This is a genomic window from Gilliamella sp. Pas-s95 (assembly GCF_009795795.1).
GTDB lineage: Bacteria > Pseudomonadota > Gammaproteobacteria > Enterobacterales > Orbaceae > Gilliamella > Gilliamella bombicola.
In genome coordinates this window covers 12,753-30,291 of record NZ_WTFC01000033.1, presented here as the reverse complement: position 1 = coordinate 30,291, position 17,539 = coordinate 12,753, and the positions used below count along the sequence as shown (strand labels likewise).

The 17,539-nt window shown below is 34.2% G+C and carries 17 protein-coding genes; 1 reads left to right on the top strand and 16 read right to left on the bottom strand.

Annotated elements, in window-relative coordinates; all coding sequences use genetic code 11:
* Positions 1-435: 435 nt before the first annotated feature.
* The 6 genes from GQ598_RS09075 to rplM all read right to left on the bottom strand — a co-directional run bounded on the left by GQ598_RS09075 (position 436) and on the right by rplM (position 7,580).
* Positions 436-2,004: a hypothetical protein gene (locus GQ598_RS09075; RefSeq protein WP_160403847.1), complete on the bottom strand. Its 1,569-nt coding sequence runs from the start codon at positions 2,002-2,004 to the stop codon at positions 436-438.
* 477 nt (positions 2,005-2,481) lie between these two features.
* The gene (locus GQ598_RS09070; protein ID WP_160403846.1) at positions 2,482-5,007 is read right to left on the bottom strand and encodes an autotransporter outer membrane beta-barrel domain-containing protein; all 2,526 of its coding nucleotides are present in this window, start codon (positions 5,005-5,007) and stop codon (positions 2,482-2,484) included.
* Positions 5,008-5,306: 299 nt separating this feature from the next.
* A complete protein-coding gene (locus GQ598_RS09065; RefSeq protein ID WP_160403844.1) occupies positions 5,307-5,714 on the bottom strand; it encodes a ClpXP protease specificity-enhancing factor in 408 nt (135 codons plus the stop codon).
* Positions 5,715-5,763: 49 nt separating this feature from the next.
* The gene (locus GQ598_RS09060; protein ID WP_091350867.1) at positions 5,764-6,396 is read right to left on the bottom strand and encodes a glutathione S-transferase N-terminal domain-containing protein; all 633 of its coding nucleotides are present in this window, start codon (positions 6,394-6,396) and stop codon (positions 5,764-5,766) included.
* A 351-nt stretch (positions 6,397-6,747) separates the two neighbouring features.
* A complete protein-coding gene (gene rpsI, locus GQ598_RS09055) occupies positions 6,748-7,140 on the bottom strand; it encodes a 30S ribosomal protein S9 (protein ID WP_034915459.1) in 393 nt (130 codons plus the stop codon).
* A gap of 11 nt (positions 7,141-7,151) precedes the next feature.
* Positions 7,152-7,580 (bottom strand): 50S ribosomal protein L13, encoded by a 429-nt coding sequence (gene rplM, locus GQ598_RS09050; RefSeq protein ID WP_065566227.1) that lies wholly within the window; start codon positions 7,578-7,580, stop codon positions 7,152-7,154.
* Positions 7,581-7,857: 277 nt separating this feature from the next.
* Between rplM and GQ598_RS09045 the strand changes: the two genes are divergently transcribed.
* On the top strand, positions 7,858-8,478 hold the full coding sequence (locus GQ598_RS09045; RefSeq protein WP_160403842.1) for a YrbL family protein: 621 nt from the start codon (positions 7,858-7,860) through the stop codon (positions 8,476-8,478).
* Here GQ598_RS09045 and pmrB read toward each other — a convergent pair.
* The 10 genes from pmrB to GQ598_RS08995 form a co-directional block, all read right to left on the bottom strand.
* Positions 8,447-9,478: a two-component system sensor histidine kinase PmrB gene (pmrB, locus tag GQ598_RS09040; RefSeq protein WP_237410346.1), complete on the bottom strand. Its 1,032-nt coding sequence runs from the start codon at positions 9,476-9,478 to the stop codon at positions 8,447-8,449. The two genes, GQ598_RS09045 and pmrB, sit on opposite strands and share 32 nt — an antisense overlap.
* Positions 9,479-9,583: 105 nt before the next feature.
* Positions 9,584-10,246 (bottom strand): two-component system response regulator PmrA, encoded by a 663-nt coding sequence (gene pmrA / locus GQ598_RS09035; RefSeq protein WP_160403839.1) that lies wholly within the window; start codon positions 10,244-10,246, stop codon positions 9,584-9,586.
* A 95-nt stretch (positions 10,247-10,341) separates the two neighbouring features.
* On the bottom strand, positions 10,342-10,893 hold the full coding sequence (locus tag GQ598_RS09030) for a phosphatase PAP2 family protein (RefSeq protein WP_160403837.1): 552 nt from the start codon (positions 10,891-10,893) through the stop codon (positions 10,342-10,344).
* 111 nt (positions 10,894-11,004) lie between these two features.
* Entirely contained in the window at positions 11,005-11,688 is a 684-nt protein-coding gene (locus GQ598_RS09025; protein ID WP_160403835.1) for an amino acid ABC transporter permease, read from the bottom strand.
* A gap of 6 nt (positions 11,689-11,694) precedes the next feature.
* Positions 11,695-12,420 carry an amino acid ABC transporter permease gene (locus tag GQ598_RS09020; RefSeq protein WP_160403832.1) on the bottom strand — a complete coding sequence of 242 codons (726 nt, stop codon included), beginning with the start codon at positions 12,418-12,420 and terminating at the stop codon, positions 11,695-11,697.
* Between the two features lie 3 nt (positions 12,421-12,423).
* Positions 12,424-13,257 carry an ABC transporter substrate-binding protein gene (locus tag GQ598_RS09015; RefSeq protein ID WP_370516536.1) on the bottom strand — a complete coding sequence of 278 codons (834 nt, stop codon included), beginning with the start codon at positions 13,255-13,257 and terminating at the stop codon, positions 12,424-12,426.
* 205 nt (positions 13,258-13,462) lie between these two features.
* On the bottom strand, positions 13,463-13,927 hold the full coding sequence (locus GQ598_RS09010; RefSeq protein WP_160403827.1) for a YhcH/YjgK/YiaL family protein: 465 nt from the start codon (positions 13,925-13,927) through the stop codon (positions 13,463-13,465).
* Between the two features lie 76 nt (positions 13,928-14,003).
* Positions 14,004-15,188: an exo-alpha-sialidase gene (locus tag GQ598_RS09005; protein WP_160403826.1), complete on the bottom strand. Its 1,185-nt coding sequence runs from the start codon at positions 15,186-15,188 to the stop codon at positions 14,004-14,006.
* 9 nt (positions 15,189-15,197) lie between these two features.
* The gene (locus GQ598_RS09000; protein WP_160403824.1) at positions 15,198-16,601 is read right to left on the bottom strand and encodes a sodium:solute symporter family protein; all 1,404 of its coding nucleotides are present in this window, start codon (positions 16,599-16,601) and stop codon (positions 15,198-15,200) included.
* A 43-nt stretch (positions 16,602-16,644) separates the two neighbouring features.
* Positions 16,645-17,523, bottom strand: a complete 879-nt coding sequence (locus tag GQ598_RS08995) for a dihydrodipicolinate synthase family protein (RefSeq protein WP_160403822.1) — start codon at positions 17,521-17,523, stop codon at positions 16,645-16,647.
* Between the last annotated feature and the right edge of the window lie 16 nt (positions 17,524-17,539).

Genomic DNA, 17,539 nt, shown 5'->3' with positions numbered 1-17,539 from the left:
CTGTTGAAAAATAATACGCTAGTTTTTTGTTAAAAAATTTAAAGTTTTGTTAAAGATTAAATCAGCTTACGTTGGTGTGCTTCGGAGAATGGTTTTGGGTAGTGTTTTTTGACTAAAAAAGCACCATACAAAAACGTCAATAAAATCAATACCTTTTCTGACTAATTTTTAGTAAGAAATAAGGACTTTTTTTTGGTTGGTGCATAGAATGAATTAAGTGTAGTAGTTTCGAACGTTTGCAGTTTAGTATTCAAAATAACTACCGTGATCATGTCCGAAATATTACCGCGCTAAAATAGAACACCAACTTAAAACACAACAGCGCAGCTCCAATAAGGCGCCCCAACTACGTAGGGCGCTGTTCTTTGCTAGATTGTCCTCTCTTTGCACCATAACTACCTCGTGGCCTAAGAATTAAGAACTAAGAAATAAAAACTAAGGTGCGATGCAAAGGCCATAACGGCTGTAGGTGGCACTGCCGCTGTAGACACTGCCGTAGCCCGAGTAAACAGAGAGGCCATTGCTACCTGCAGAGTCGCTTGCCCAAACATTGCCATTGACAAAACCCGCGTCAACGTAGAGGTACATGTGGCCCCATTCCGTGAGAAATCCTGATCCTATTCGTCGCTGGTACCCATTATCAGATGAGCGAGGCGTAGCTCCATCTATACCATTTATACATGGGAAGTCGGTATTAACACCACATTTCGCATTAGTTAACTCCCCGACTTGTGGTACACGATAACCCAAACGACTACACCAAGATATTTGATCAGACTGATAACCCAGTTGATTACCCCGATTGACAAACCACTGCTTTAACACAAATCCATACCTCACTTCATTACCATGACTATCTCTACCGACCAACTCAAACGTTTGTGGCAAAGATGGCGCTGTTAAAGGACTAGGATTAGCTGCGTTTATCTGAGCATCACTCGCCCTAGGACCATTTAACTTAACACGTGCGACAATTTTTCCACTATCAGCACTAGGGATCCATCTATCATTAGCTGTTATACTTGTCACGGTAACCGTTATCCCACCACGCATGACTGGAGACCATGTCAATTGACTTGCATCGACTCCATCTATGAGTAAATCAAAATACAATCCATCAGCACCTGTCGTCGGAAAATTTAGACCATAAGATGATGAATTTGTAGATTGAGTGAAGAAACCCTTTGTTGGACTCCATATGTTAGATGGTCCTGCGTAGCGAGGGTTTTCGAGAGAATTGATGCCAATAGTGCCACCGAATAACAAATTGGGCCTGACTGATTGCACAGAGTAACAACTACCAGAAGAATCCGGCTTGATATAATAAGTCGCAGTACCTCCAACAAAAGTACTACTATTAGGCACACCATAACGTGTGGTTAAACTACCAGCAGTACTAGTTAATTTTACCTTATAAGGAGCACTACATATACTTAATGTGTCACTACGACTTACTGTTCGATTTTCTTTATCCGTAAATGATACTGATATACTCCCAGTAGCCGTTGCACCACTTGTATCCTGCCCATCATCACCATCATCATCACCCCAGTTACCTTGAGTAATTAAGTCATTTAAACTCACTGAATTAGTTGATGACGGAACTAACATATCTATACTACCCAAAGTACTTTCAGCAGGTAATATTATTGGATTTGTTGCACTTGATGTATTGGTTGACGATGTGATTATTCTACCATCAGGCAATTTAATAGCCAATAACATGTCAGTAGTGGTCAACTTAGTTCGACCTCCATCAAATGTTAAATACGGAGCAGAACCTTCAATCACTTTTGAGGTGTAAACCGACAACGCCTGTACACTAAACGAAAAAAGGAATAACAAGGGTGAAAAGAACAATGGCGATTTTGATAAAAATATCGACCACAGTGAAATTACTAATAATTTCGCTAAATTCAGTGGTAAAAATAAAGCTCGTGATGAATCTTGATGACTACAATAACCTTGATAACAAAAAAAATACACTGAGTAATTAAAATACATAACAATCTACCTATTAAATAAATTTTTATGGAGATTTTAGAATTGTTTGCTTGCTTAATAATGCGGACATTTGTCTGGATGTGAAATTATATTCCACAAGGAAATAAAGACTCAGCCTTTTTCTGTTAAATTTTGTAAAGATTTGCTGGCCAAGCAATGCTTTAGATTTAAAACAACTAAATAAAATCAATACTTTTTCTGACCAATTTTGGGGGGATAAATAGCTGTTATTAAAGCACTTATTTATGGTTTTGCTAGGGGACATAACATTTATAAATGTTGTATAAACTTTTGATTTTGAATGAAAATAGAAAATATTAGTGAAATAAATGTGTTTCCTGAAAGATTTTTAAGTAAAAACTTTATGATATTAAAATACTATAAAACCCATTAACCTAGATGATCAATGGGTTTTATTGTTATTTTTATGAATATTTTATTTTGTTATACAAACAAAACAAAATCATGTTCATTTATTTAAAAGCTGTAACGGTATCCTACATTTGCTTGTTTTTGATCAAACTTGTTACCAAGTGAATAAACGATATCACCATAAATTTGGTGATTTTTGTTAAATTGCATATTGATACCAATACCGTTATCCCACCAGTTACCACCAAAATCATATTTTTCTTTAGCTACATGATTAAAGGTGTAAGCTGTTTCGCCATCAAATTCTTTTAGATAACCAGTTTTAAAGTAGATATTTGCTGGGTTATCAACGTCTTGTATTTCGTAACCTAAAATAACACTAGTTCGACCAATTAATGAGTTATAGCTACTTAATTTGGTTTTTAATCCATTAGTCGCTTTAATTGTTGTGTTATTTTGGCGAGAATACGTTAGCTGTGCTTGTGGCTCAATATACCATTCAGACGAGTAAAAGCGTTGTCCAACTTCAGCACCAACTGAAAATCCGTCTGTGTCGCCATCACCTTTAACGTTATAACCACCACCAGTACGACTATTAAATTTATTTGCCATTCGCATATACTTCACTAAACTGTCGACATATAAGCCACTATGTGTTTGCATTGTAGAATATAATGCAGCAGAATAACTTTTGGTGTTGCCATCGCCCACGTTATGATCAATGTTACCTCGGCTAAAGCCTCCCATAATACCGTAATAGATATCGTAGTTATCATTATCAAGTTGTCGATCAACACCTAGCTGCAAACCATAATAGTTCATATCAAAATTAGACAAACGGCTATCATTAAATGAACTTAATTTACCTGTATAGACTCGCCCCCATGTATCACCACTGGCGCCATTATTCATATTAAGTTGACCCATTCGTTGCAATAATGTTTGGGTTTCAACATAATTCATTAAATAGCTTGAGTTTAGAATATTGGCAGCATTTTGCGCGGTATGAGTTAATAGCGGTTTTTTAGCTATTGGTTTGTTAGGAGTGTTACCATTACCACCAACATTATTGTTGTTATTATTGTTGTTATTATTGTTGTTGTTGTTTCCATTTTGATGAGGTAGTGATCCAGACAAAACCCAATCTTCAGTACCTGCGCCACGAGTGCCATTAACTTTAGTTAAAGTATTAAACTGATAAGGACCAACATCAAAAGACTGTGATGACAAACCAAAAACAGCACTACCACCTTCGGTCTCAACAAGTGTGATTCGTTCATTTCCTGTTACCGAGTTTGCACCTGTTTTATCATCAATAAGCGTAATTTTATGATTACCTGTAGCCAAGCCAGTACCAATTATTTTAAGTAAATCATTAGCGATATTTTGACCAATCCCAGTTCGCATTTCAAACACACCGTTACCAGCTAATGAATTTGCCGCTAATATCATCGCATTAGTGCTATTAAGAACATCCACTGAGCTTGGCGTTGCATAGCTGTAACCAAAGCTAATTTTAGCATCATTGCCTAACGTTAATGAATCTATGGATGAACTGTCAGTCATCTTCCATTGGCTTTGATTACCTAGAAGAGATAAATTGATATCACCTTTACTTAACGGTATTAATACACCATTTTCCATCGCAGTTAATAGCGTTGAACCATCGGTAAGGTTGAAATTAATAATTCCCCTACCATTTAAAGTCACTGCACAAATATTACCTTCAAGATTTGTTTTGCCATCGATATTTATTTCACCAGTATAGGCTTCTACTGCATTGTATAGCTGATTATCACGAGAAATAATATTGTTTATATTTGAACCACTTCTAATGTTCACTTTACCGTTTTGTTGATTAGAATAAATCGTTGTACCATGTTCAGTAATAACATCTAATCCATTATTAAAATTAACAGTAGAACTTACATTAGCATTTGGTCTTCCAGGTTCGGCTGCCGTGTTAATACCAACATCATTTTGCCCCGTCATATGAATGGTAACATTATCATTAAAAATTAAATGAGAGGCTAACGCATTAGGATTATTAGACTTAATAGAAACAATACCCGAACTATTTCGACCCGAAGAAGTGATATACACTTTATCATTAAACTCACTTTTAGATTCGGATGTTGATAATGTATTGTGACTACGTATACCGTAGAAACCACCTGTACCTGTGATACTGACCTTTTTTTGGAATAATCCTTCCGAGCCACTAGAGATATAAATACCTGTACCATCAACTATATTGAATTCGAGTTCACTATTAGAAACTATTCGACCCAATTGTCTTACAGCAATACCATAAAAAGAATCCGGGTTACCAACAACATTTCCTTTAATAATAAATTTATCAGTGCTACCTGGTGCTCCAACAGTTATGCTTCTTCTATTCGATTCAAGTCCTATTCCTCCATTAGTACTTATGTTAATATGTGGTCCAGTGGCAGAAGAGGTCTCTATCAAAATATCGTCATTACTACGGAGAGTGCTAATTCCTGTAGTACGGTAATTACTAATATTAGTATCATTAATATTCACTGTGGCATTAGCCAGCATAGGAATCATAGGTAGTATGCCTAATGATCCCCTAAGCAATACCGTGATTTGATTTAAATTTATCATAATTAATTCTTTCCTTTAGTTGTGACTAATATAATTAGCCTGTATATACTTACAACAACAAGCTCCGAGATAACAAAACACTACCATTATGTCTATGCTTATACACTACTCAATAGCTTAAAAAAGATATCAATTTAAAAATACTTTATACCTAAATATCAATGTATATTTTATTACTTATCGTACTGTTTTAGCCAACTAAATTTTATACACAAACATTACCGTTGCTCACTAATAGTGCACAACGATAATATTTATAGTTTGTTGGATTTCGTAAAATTTTAGATAACAAAAAATAACTATTTTACAACACGAAATGGGTTGGTTTTTGGCTTAACTTGTTCAGTTTGTTGAGATGAGGCTTCACGCTGTGCGTGATATTGTGGTTCATCCTCAAATCCCATTCCAACACCATTTTCACGAGCATAAATTGCTTCAATTGCCGCCATTGGCACCACAATATGTTGAGGCATACCAGAAAAGCGAGCATTGAATTCAATTTGCTCATTAGTTGCTAAATATTGACCAACTGACTGTGGCGCAATATTTAATATAATTTGATTGTTTTGGATAAATTCTTGCGGTACTAATACACCATATACTGATGTATTAACGACAATATAAGGCGTTAAGTCGTTATCTAGTATCCAATCATAAAAAGCCCTAAATATATAAGGACGACGTGGAGTCATTTGCTCAAGTTCCATTAAGGCTACCTTGTCTAAAGTTATCGTAAATAAAGATAAATTTAATTGATTATGCTCTTATTCTTTTTTCTTCTTCGGTTAATGAACTAACAAAAGCTGGACGTTCAAAAATTCGTGCCATATAAGCTAAATAATTCTTTTCAGCCACTTTTGGTAATTCAATACCAATTAATGGTAAACGCCAAAGTAATGGGGCAAAATAACAATCACATAATGTAAAATCATCACTCATAAAATAATCTTTTTCTTTAAACATGATTGAAATTGAAACAAGATCATCAAGAAGATTTTTTCGTGCTATTTTGGCTTCATCGCTATTAGGAGCAGCAATAATTGTTTCGTAAGCACTGTACCACTCTTTTTTTACACGATACATTGTTAAGCGAGAATTAGCACGTACGATTGGATAAACAGGCATTAATGGTGGATGTGGAAAGCGTTCGTCAAGATATTCTAATGCAATGTGTGGTTCATATAACGTAAGGTCCCGGTCAATTAATGTTGGAATTGAAGCATATGGATTAAGATCCAACAATTCCTGAGGTAAATTATCTGCCGTTACAAACTCTATTTCGGCCGTTACCCCTTTTTCTGCCAGAACAAAACGGATCTGATGTCCGTAAATATCTGTTGTATCACAAAATAATGTCATCACAGAACGCTTATTAACAGCAACAACCATATCCACTCCAAATATACAAAAATTAAAATAAGTTTTGATGATTACTATTCTAACAAATTAGTTAACAAATTTGTTAAAAAAAATGAATTTTATTGCATTCTTTTTATAAAGATCAAATATTGGCAAAAAACTCAAAACAGCATAAATTTTAGCATAAAAAAGTAAAATTATTTATATTCATTAAGTTAAATAATGTTTTTTTATAAACAACCATTTTTCATTCAAATTTATTCAGCAAACCGACAAATTATTTTTTCTAATACTAAAAATTAGCATAAAAAAACCCAGCTAATGCTGGGTTTTTCTGAAATATAATTGTAATGTTCTTGTAATGTTTCTTTAACGTTACAATTATCGTTTGCTGAATTGTGGACGACGACGTGCTTTGCGTAGACCCACTTTTTTACGTTCAACTTGACGTGCATCACGAGTAACAAAGCCTGCTTGACGTAACGCAGAGCGTAAAGTTTCGTCATATTCCATTAATGCACGAGTAATACCGTGACGAATTGCACCAGCTTGACCTGAAATACCACCACCTTTAACCGTGATGTAAAGATCAAGTTTGTCAGTCATTTCAACTAACTCTAGTGGTTGCATAACAACCATACGAGCTGTATCACGACCAAAGTATTGCTCTAATGAACGTTTGTTAATAACGATGTTACCACTACCTGGTTTGATAAATACACGAGCAGCGGAACTTTTGCGGCGACCTGTACCGTAATATTGATTATCAGCCATCTTTTATCCCCTTAAATATCTAATACTTGCGGTTGTTGTGCCGCATGATTGTGCTCATTACCAGCATAAACTTTTAATTTACGGTACATTGCACGACCAAGAGGACCTTTCGGTAACATGCCTTTTACAGCAATTTCGATGACTTGTTCAGGATGACGTTCAATCATTTCTTTAAAAGTCGCTTCTTTAAGTCCACCGATGTAACCAGTATGACGATAATAGATCTTATCAGTGCGTTTTTTGCCTGTTACAGCAACTTTTTCTGCATTGATAACGATAATATAATCACCTGTATCAACATGTGGTGTATATTCTGCTTTGTGTTTACCACGCAAACGGCTTGCGATTTCAGTAGCTAAACGACCTAACGTTTTACCTGCTGCATCAACAACATACCAGTCGCGTTTAACTGTTTCTGGTTTAGCTGAAAAAGTACTCATTCGTAATTATCCAATTTTTAATTAATCTCACGTTAATAAATCATTTTGATTTATTTACACTTTTTGATTGCCTCTATTAACCAACTCACCCCTTCGAGTGGCCATATTAATGTCGACAACCGCAAACAACGTTGGGAATAACATTGTCGTAACGTGGGTGGCAGTATTATACAGAAATAATACAAAAGCGCTAGAGCTAAAAAGAAAAAATCATGGCGATAAGGAACGCTTGCTGTTAAAATTTCGCTTAACATTAAATAACGACATGTTGATATAAATGGACAATACAATTTTACTTTCTAAAGATGATTATATAGGCAAAGGGTTACACCGCAAATGCTATCATCATCCAACAGATCCTAATAAATGCATTAAAGTTAATTACAATGACGGCGCAGAAGAAGAAACAAACCGCGAAATAGCTTATTATAAACACCTTATTAGACGTAATATTGCATTTGATGCATTAGCAAAATATTATGGTCCAGTTTCAACTAATTACGGTAAAGGCCATATTTTCGAGCTTATTCGAGATTATAATGGTGAAATAGCCATACCACTAGAAAAGTACCTTGCTGATAATAAATTAACTAAACAATATTATGATGATTTAGTTATATCATTAAAAAATCTAAAATCAGCTTTATTAAAAGATCGCATTATTACAATGACAATCAAAAGCAAGAATATCTTATTTCAGCATTTAAGTGCAGATAAAAGCCGCTTGATTATTATCGACAATATCGGTAATTCAACTCTTATTCCCATCGCTAATTACATTTCTTTTTTTGCGAAAGCTAAAATTGAACGAACTTGGCAACGTTTTTTAGCCTCAATTATTAAAGAAAACAGCCAAAATAAATTAATCACTCGTTTAGTTGAAGATGTGAATCAGTAATCCGAAATTGTGCAATAGCACCTTTCACATTATTAGGTCTATTTTTTAAGGTAAATAGACCTTGATGTAATTTAGCAATACGATTAACAATACTTAAGCCAAGTCCAATACCATTATGTTTGCGATCCATACGAAAAAAGGCTTGAGTCAGTTGTTCGCTTTTAGATTCATCAATGCCGTTTCCTTCATCTTCGACCGTAATAACTATGTCTTTTTTATCTTGACAACAACTTACCAAGATTTTGGTATTATCTGGACTGTAGCGGTAGCTATTTTCGACTAGATTACGTACTAAAAGCTTTATCAAAGTTGCATCACCACTAAAAATCAAATCCTTATTCGCTATATACCATTCAAGTTTTTGCTGTTTTTGGCAAGTCAATTCTGTTAGCTCATCAGACAACGGTATCATAATATCATTATAAAAATTAATATGTTGATATTGCCCAACTGTAAATTTTTGACTGGCTCGTGCAAGCATTAATAGTTGTTCGACGGTATTGACTAAACGATCTATACGACTGATTAATTCACTACAATCAATCTTATTTTTATTTTCTAGCAATTCTAAATGCAAACGAATCCCTGCTAAAGGTGTTCTCATTTCGTGGGCGACATCAGCAGTAAAAAGTCGTTCTTGAGATAGTGTTGCATTGAGCCTAATAAAAAGATTATTCAATACTGATGTAATAGATTTAATTTCACGCATATTACTTATTGGTATAATGGGTTTCAGGTTCTCCTCGGTACGCTGATTAAGATCTTTCTCTAAAATTTCGAGCGGTTTTGTGATCCGTTTGATCGCTTGGTATGCTAAAAATAGTGTCACTAACATCATTGAAAAAGCTGAACAAAATAAAGCAAAAATAGCTTCAAGTTCTTCGTGCTCAACGACTTCATTGATTTTATTTTGACTTAACGTTAAGTTAACTAGAACATCAATTTGCTCTTTGCTTTCATGCCATAACCAAAGTACAGTTATAATTTGGCAAACCAACATAATAAAACCCAAAGTAAAAAAAAGGTTCCAGCGAATACTGTGGCGTATATTACTCAGTGATTTTGAAATCATAATTTAATTATCTAATTTAAATTAATCGAATTATCAACGCTCATTATTAAGTTGATAGCCATAGCCTCGCACTGTGCGAATCACATTTTTACCTAATTTATTGCGTAATCCATGTATATAAACTTCAAGAACATTAGAGCTAGGATCACTTTGCCAATCATAAAGATCATGTTGTAATAAATCGCGGTGTACTTTTTGGCCAGCTTTTAACATCAATCGAGACAATACAATAAACTCTTTTGGCGTTAAAACCACCTCTTGGTTATTAAGAGTCACTTTTTTCTGTTTAATATCAATAGTAATGGAACCATAACTAATAATATTATCAGCGGTACCTTGATCTCGACGAATTAGCGCTCTTACTCTAGCTAATAATTCAGTTAAGGCAAAAGGTTTAATTAAATAATCATCAGCACCATTATCTAGACCATCGACTCTATCTTCTATAGTATCGCGAGCAGTTAAAATCAGCACAGGGGTTGAAATATGATTTTTCCGCCAGCGAATGAGCAATTCGAGCCCATCACAATCAGGCAGCCCTAAATCTAGAATAATCAAACTAAATTGTCCAAATTGGATATACTGTTCAGCTTGCTTTCCATTTGATGCAACTTCACAGACATAACCATTGGATGTTATACCATCGTATAGCCCTTTTTGTAGCAAGCTATCATCTTCGACAATTAATATCTTCATTGTTGATTTACCTTAATTTGGATATTAAAACTAATCAAAATGCTCAGTTCATCATTATATATAGTATTCAGTATGTCTAAAGCAGAAAATTGTCTCTACCGACAAAACCATCGATTGAGCAATTTATTAATGCTTATCCAAAATTTTTTAATTAAATACACCGATATAATGCTCACAAGAAATCCAACAGCGATATCTAATGGCCAATGAATACCAAGATAGACTCGGCTCCAGCTAACGAGTACTGCAATTAGAGCAAATAAGTATAAAACTATTCTAAAGCGGCATGTGTAATTGAATAAAACAGTAAAAAAAATTGTCCATACAAATACCGCATGTTGACTTGGTAAAGAGCTTGTGTTGTCGTGGAAAAGATTATGGGTTCCAACGTCAACAGCAAAAGGACGTGGAGAATAAAAACAATGACGAATAATAAAAGTGACAAACAGCGCCACTCCTAAACTAATTACCATTTTTAGTGTTAATTGACGATAAAAAGGCCGGATAAACCAACATATTCCCATAATAATAATAGGGATATAAACCAAATATTTCGCACAAAAAATAGCAAAATAAATAAGCAGTTTTGACGCTTTATCAGAAGCGTTAACTAATAAAAATAGTTGGGTATTAAAGTCACACCACATAACCTATTTACCTATATTTATTTAAATTATTAATAATTTAACGCATAAACCTTAAAAGAACCTTAATAAAATTCTTATTTACTAAACGGGCCAATACAGATAGATAGAAAATTATTTAGAATGAAATAATCGACATTTTGGCAAAATAGAAACAGCAAAATCAAGCGATGCGCAGATAATAAAATAAACGACAATAACAAATAAAAAGATCTCAGTTGGATAAACCATACTACGATTATTAACTTGAGTAGCAATAAAAGTAAATTCCGCCACCCCAACAATATAGGCCAAAGACGTATCTTTAATAAGCGATACCCACTGATTGACAAAAGACGGCAGCATCATTTTAAGAGCTTGTGGTAAAATGATAAACAAAATAACTTGCTTTTTAGTCAACCCTAACGAGAATGCTGCTTGCCATTGTTCTTTAGCCACCGCAATCATACCGGCATGCACTGAATGACCAATATATGCAGAACCAATTAAGGATAATGCACATATCACCGTTGCAATAGCTGGCACATCAACATTAAGCAATACAGGTAATAAGAAGTAAGTCCAAAAAATAAGCATAATAACAGGGATTGCTCTTAAAAAACCAAGCATACCAACTAATAAATAGCGTACTGTTCCTTTTAAGACTGTCAGCCCTACACCAGCCAAAATACCTAACAGCGTTGAAACTATAATTGTAGCAAAACTCATTAACAACGTTAAAAAAATGCCTCCAGGAAAGTTTCCCCACATCATATAACTTAAATTGTTATAAATAACCTCTAAACCTTTAAGTTCCATAATTGATTACACCTTACCTATTTGTAATCGTTTTGCTTGATAAATGTTACCTACAGTGCCAACCATCACTATTGCCAAAATATATAATAAAGTTGCAATGGCAAAATCTTGAAAGGTTTTTAATGATTCGGTTTCAACTTGACGCGATACATAAGAAAGCTCTAGTACACCAATAGCCATTGTTAACGATGAATTTTTGATAATATTCATATACTGACCAATTAAAGGCGGAAAGGCAATACGAAAGCTTTGCGGTAAAATAATAAATCGCATACTTTGCCACCAAGTTAACCCTAATGCTAATGCAGCCTGTCCTTGCCCTTGTCTTATACCAGCAATACCGGCTCTAAACTCTTCGGCAATAAAAGCGCTGGAATAACACGTTAAACCAACTAAACCAATTATAAATTCAAAGGACGGCATTTTCAGTGAAAAAAAGAACAACGAAATTTGTGGTTCATCAAATAGCCATAACTTAAATTCGACTGGTAATAAATTACCCACACCAAAATACCAAAAAAAGAGTTGAGGTAATAATGGGGAATAACGAAAAATTGCGTTATACCCCATTACAATCCCTTGAATAATCTTAATTCGACTTTGTTGAGCAATAACTAATAAAAAACCCAGTAATGTTGAAAAGACGATAGTAAGCAATGAGATAGCTAACGTAACTAAAAAACCATCCCATAACCACCACCAATAACGGGATTCAAGTAATTGCTCGTGCATAACTTACTGACCTTTACCTATTTTAAAATCACCACGAGGCATAGCGGATGTGGTTTCAGGTCCAAACCAACGATTATAAATTGTTAACGCTTGACCATCTTTTTCAAGTGTTAATAAAATTTGGTTCACTTTTTCTTTCAAACGCTCTTCCCCTTTTGGTATACCAACTGCTTGATATTCTTGGGTGATACTAAATGGCGAAATTTCAAATGCTGCGCGTTGTTCTTCTGGTACATTAGCGAGTAAACCAATTAATTTAGCATCATCTTGAGTAATTGCCTGTACAACACCATTACGTAATGCCGCAAAAGCAAATGGCGTATCATCATAAGAAATCACTTTTGCAGTTGGGTATTTTTCACGCAGTGTGATTTCCATGACAGTACCTTTATCGGCACCAATACGAAGGCTCTTTAAATCATCGACTGATTTTAAAACACCTTTTTTTGCTATAAATTTTTGACCAGTCGCAAAATAAGGCAAACTAAAATCAACGGTTTTTGCCCGTTCATCTGTAACAGTAAAATTCGCGACAATTAAATCGGCTTTTTTAGATGTTAATAATGGAATTCGATTAGCAGGATTGGTTGGAACAAGATCAACTTTAACATTGAGTGCTTTACCGATTTCATTTGCATAATCAACGTCAAGACCAACAATTTTATTGGTTTTTTCATCAACATATCCAAATGGTGGGTTACTATCAAATACTGCTATTTTAATTTCCCCGCGTTTTTCGATGTCATCAAGGCGGTCTGCGTAAGCAGAATTTGTACCTAACAAACTACTTATTAATGCGACTACTGTTAGTGATTTAGTCAACAATTTCATCCTGATTCTCCCTAATAAAGGTTATGTTATTTTCAGTTAAAGTCTAACAACAAAGAATCAAATGAATAAATAACAAATAATCACATGTTTATAACTTAAAGTTATATTAATTGTTCTCTGATTAATATTTTATGAAAAAAGCAAATTCAATAATTGAATTTGCTTTAATTTGAAAGGATGTTGTAGTAAATGATTAAAATGAAATACTCTTTTAAATAATATCTATCGGAACTTTAAACACCGCCTTACGTACTTTATTCCGAACATCAACCATACAAAGTGCTTGATGAGGCTCACCAGGATAAAATGTTACAAAATCACCAGCAGTTAAATGTATAAAATTATTCAATCTAGGATTTTCTAAAATGAAAAGATCTGTTTTTTTTTCATAACATTGCTCGTTAGTTGAATCAGTCAAGCTGTAACGAATAATTTCTTCACCAGATAAAATTAATTGAATATCTAAAAACTGTTTATGAAATTCTGTATGTCTCTCTTGCTCTGGCGAAGTGTAGGATTCATTTATATTATAAAACCATTTTTCACCATCAAGCTGATATCTACCATCCAATTGATTTTTTAAAATATTAAAATTTATTTCTGGACGAGATAAAATACAATATAACGATTTAGGTAGTGTAGCTAAGTTTAAAAAATTTATATTACCTGCAATCATTTGTAATCTCCAATTACATATTTAACATGTAAAACCATAAAAACAAGCCCTATAAACTTAATAGGGCTCAAAGTCATTAATCAGAATTTTGTACCCAATCCTCGTCAACTACTACATATTTAATTGCCATTCTAAAATAAGTATAAGCAATATGTAGCTTACCATCCAAACCTTGCTTAATACTCGGATATGAAAATTCTCGATTTAAATTATCTTTTGAGTTATTTGACATACAATAACCATCCCCTTCATCTAAATTTCTGATAAAAGGCCATGTCTTACCATTATCTGTAGATATTGCTAAAGACATAGGAGCTCTAGGTGCCCCCCAAAAAGCATTTTTTTGTCCATCTACAATTTTTGCTTCTTCTTTATTTTCACTACTTGTATCCTCAATTTCATCATAAAGTGAAACGCGTCGTTCTTTAGCATCTTTTGCACTTGAATTATTAAATACTAAAGCAATATGTCCATTGTCTAATACTGTAGCTTGTATCGAAGAATTATTGTTAGGTAAAACAGTAGCTATTGGTTTTGTCCAAGTATAACCGCCATCAATTGATCTGCTTTCATAAATATGATCAGCCCAACGACTACGGAAAATAGCATATAAAGAATTATCTTTAAGCATTAAGATATTCATATGCACACAACCTAGACTATCTGGCACATCAACATTTTTCCACGTTTTACCTTTATCTTTTGATATCATTACACCACTGGTGTCATAGCTACCAATCCACTTTTCACCTGGTTTAGCAATGCAATAAAATACTGGTAAAAGCCAATCTCCATTCGGCATTACAGTTATCGGTTGTCGAATAAAAATACCTTTGTTAGGATCTTCCAATAACGTTTTAATCGGGCCCCAAGTTTCACCAAAATCAGTTGATTTTCGATAACGAACAATTGCCGTATCTTGATTTCCTGATATTTGCGCAGTATATAAGAGCCACAAAACATTATCGGGATCTAAAAAGAATAATGGGTTTTGTTCCGATCTAGTAGGATCGTCAGAGAGTTTAACGGCTTTTGTCCATGTTTTACTTCCTTTATTCAATCTTGAATAATAGGCTGAAATATCAGCAATCCCCTCTTGCGTTCCACCAAACCACGTACAAAGAAGATCTCCGTTAGAAAGTTGTAATAAATTCGCTGCGTGATTTTGAACACATTCCGTTGGTAAATAAGCTTCAATTCTCTTTGAGTCATTACTACTTTTGTTCAATTTACCAGAACAATCTAATTTAAATTTAGTCATTAACTCCTCCTATTGAGCATCGTTTTTTGTTTTAGGTTTAACAAAAGGACTAATTAATAATTTATCTAATAACATAATTAGTGCAGGAGAAAGTAATGCTACATACATGTTATTTATGCCTAATGGATCACCACAGTAAAACCAAAGTGAAGTAATAATTGCGGCACCGACTAATGCCATATTTGCAGCTCGTGTACTGTTTAAAAATGGCAAATAGAAAGCTATCATTGCAACTATCGTTATTGATAAACGGATAGCTCTAGTAAAAAAGGACAATTTTAATACTTCAGGGAAAGCAAGCACCAACAGCAAAGGAGCAAAACCAACAATAACAGAAATAACCTTTGTTGCTTTAAACTCTTTATCTTGAGTTGGTTTAAAATATGGCACATAAAAATCTTTCACAATCAAAGATGCAATTGCTAATGCAACAGTACTAACACTAATAAATATAGAAGCAACTAAAGAGGTAGTGATAATACCAGCCATAAAAGGATTCATATCTTGAATAAAAACAGGCAGTGCATACAGACTTTTAATATCAGGATGAAGAAACTTCGCACAAACTCCAATAACAGCTATCGCTATTGCAATAGGTAAGCAGAAGAAGAAAGCATACCAACAAGCTCTTTTGGCTGATTTTGCATCTTTAGTTGATGACATTGCCTGAATCACAAATTGAGTACAAAATATTGAACCGATAGTTCCTATTAACCAAGCAAAAATAGTACTTGCACCAATTGTACCATCCCAAGTCCAATAATGAGGAGGCATTTGCTCAATCATAGGAGCAAAACCACCAGTAAGGTATAGTGCTGTACCTAAAATAAATAGCACACCAAAATATTTAATAGCACTATGAACGATTGTCACATAAGCAACACCTTTCAATCCACCAAATGCAAAATAGAAGGTACTAACTACAGCGGTAATAAAAGCGGCAACAGGCAAAGAAATTTGTAGCACAGTAGAAATTGCAGCAGCACCACTTATATAATTACCAACATTGACGAGCACTAACGCATAAATCATAATTATTGATATTAGATTTTTAGTTGAATTACCATATTTCTGAGCAATAGCTGCCGAAATGGTAATTTCACCAGTATTATAAATTTTCTTAACTAGCAATAAGCCAAATAATGGAAAACCAATTGCCGCGCCAATGACTGACCATGATGCAGCTATCCCATTATCAAATGCTGATTGAGCTGTACCTATTGTTGATTTAGCACCAATATACTCAGTCATTAACAAAATACCAACAACAATCGCGGGAACAGCTCGTGACCCTTCCATAAAATCACTGTTATTTTTACTTCTTAAAAAATAAGTCAACCAAGAGGTTGCTAAAATATAAAGAACAACAATACTAATAATAATAATTGTGTCCATCGTTCCAAAGTAATGCATAAATCACCTTTCTTTTTTTATATAATTACAAGTTAAATATTGGTTATAACTGATTCACAATATTTTGAATTGCTGCAATATGTTCATCTGAAAACAAAATTGGATAGCGGCTTACACCTACATCTTCTCCCATTAAAGTTAGAGCCTTTTTCACAGCGGCAGGTGAAAACACTGTTGCATATAAATCCTTTCTTAAATTCCCTACAGCATCTTGCGCATCTTTAGATTTATTAAGGTCACCATTCTTAAAGTGTTTCCAAATTGCATTAATATAAGCCGGTGCCACATTGGCAAGACCAGAAATGGAACCAACTGCGCCCCCAACAAATCCTTGATAAATCAAAAAATCAGGCCCTGTTAACACATTAAAATTGTCAATGCTATTAGCAACATTAAGAAAGGCTTGCAAACTTTCGGCACTACCGGCACTATCTTTGATTCCTAAAATGTTTTGGTGTTCAGCAAGTTTTGCAGCGGTTTCTGGTTGAATGGTATTACCTGTTCTGGCTGGGATGTTGTATAAAAAAACAGGGACAGTCAGTGCATCGGCAATTAAACTATAGTGATAAATTAATTCATCCTGTTTTAGCGGGACAAAATAAGGAGCAATGACCGATACAGCATCTACCCCCAATTTTTCAATTTCTTTACCTAGCTTAATGGTTTCGCGTGTTGATATTTCACCAATATGGGCCATCACAGGTGAACGTCCTGCGACTTTATCAACACATACCTCGGTTACTTTTATCTTCTCTTGTCTACTTAATACAAAAAATTCACCATTAGTACCATTACAAAAGATACTATTTCCATTAGCTAGTTGACGTTGAACTTGATTACGCATCCGTTTTGGACAAAAATCTCCATTGTCATCAAAAGTTGTCACAATCGCGGTTAAGATACCTTCTATTTTTTTTGTCATAATATTCACTCCTGCT

Excerpts from the sequence above, each read along its gene's own strand:
- GQ598_RS09075 (WP_160403847.1), bottom strand. The coding sequence starts at position 2,004 with ATGTATTTTAATTACTCAGTGTATTTTTTTTGTTATCAAGGTTATTGT.
- GQ598_RS09070 (WP_160403846.1), bottom strand. The coding sequence starts at position 5,007 with ATGATAAATTTAAATCAAATCACGGTATTGCTTAGGGGATCATTAGGC.
- GQ598_RS09065 (WP_160403844.1), bottom strand. The coding sequence starts at position 5,714 with ATGGAACTTGAGCAAATGACTCCACGTCGTCCTTATATATTTAGGGCT.
- GQ598_RS09060 (WP_091350867.1), bottom strand. The coding sequence starts at position 6,396 with ATGGTTGTTGCTGTTAATAAGCGTTCTGTGATGACATTATTTTGTGAT.
- rpsI (WP_034915459.1), bottom strand. The coding sequence starts at position 7,140 with ATGGCTGATAATCAATATTACGGTACAGGTCGCCGCAAAAGTTCCGCT.
- rplM (WP_065566227.1), bottom strand. The coding sequence starts at position 7,580 with ATGAGTACTTTTTCAGCTAAACCAGAAACAGTTAAACGCGACTGGTAT.
- GQ598_RS09045 (WP_160403842.1), top strand. The coding sequence starts at position 7,858 with ATGGACAATACAATTTTACTTTCTAAAGATGATTATATAGGCAAAGGG.
- pmrB (WP_237410346.1), bottom strand. The coding sequence starts at position 9,478 with ATGTTGGTTTGCCAAATTATAACTGTACTTTGGTTATGGCATGAAAGC.
- pmrA (WP_160403839.1), bottom strand. The coding sequence starts at position 10,246 with ATGAAGATATTAATTGTCGAAGATGATAGCTTGCTACAAAAAGGGCTA.
- GQ598_RS09030 (WP_160403837.1), bottom strand. The coding sequence starts at position 10,893 with ATGTGGTGTGACTTTAATACCCAACTATTTTTATTAGTTAACGCTTCT.
- GQ598_RS09025 (WP_160403835.1), bottom strand. The coding sequence starts at position 11,688 with ATGGAACTTAAAGGTTTAGAGGTTATTTATAACAATTTAAGTTATATG.
- GQ598_RS09020 (WP_160403832.1), bottom strand. The coding sequence starts at position 12,420 with ATGCACGAGCAATTACTTGAATCCCGTTATTGGTGGTGGTTATGGGAT.
- GQ598_RS09010 (WP_160403827.1), bottom strand. The coding sequence starts at position 13,927 with ATGATTGCAGGTAATATAAATTTTTTAAACTTAGCTACACTACCTAAA.
- GQ598_RS09005 (WP_160403826.1), bottom strand. The coding sequence starts at position 15,188 with ATGACTAAATTTAAATTAGATTGTTCTGGTAAATTGAACAAAAGTAGT.
- GQ598_RS09000 (WP_160403824.1), bottom strand. The coding sequence starts at position 16,601 with ATGCATTACTTTGGAACGATGGACACAATTATTATTATTAGTATTGTT.
- GQ598_RS08995 (WP_160403822.1), bottom strand. The coding sequence starts at position 17,523 with ATGACAAAAAAAATAGAAGGTATCTTAACCGCGATTGTGACAACTTTT.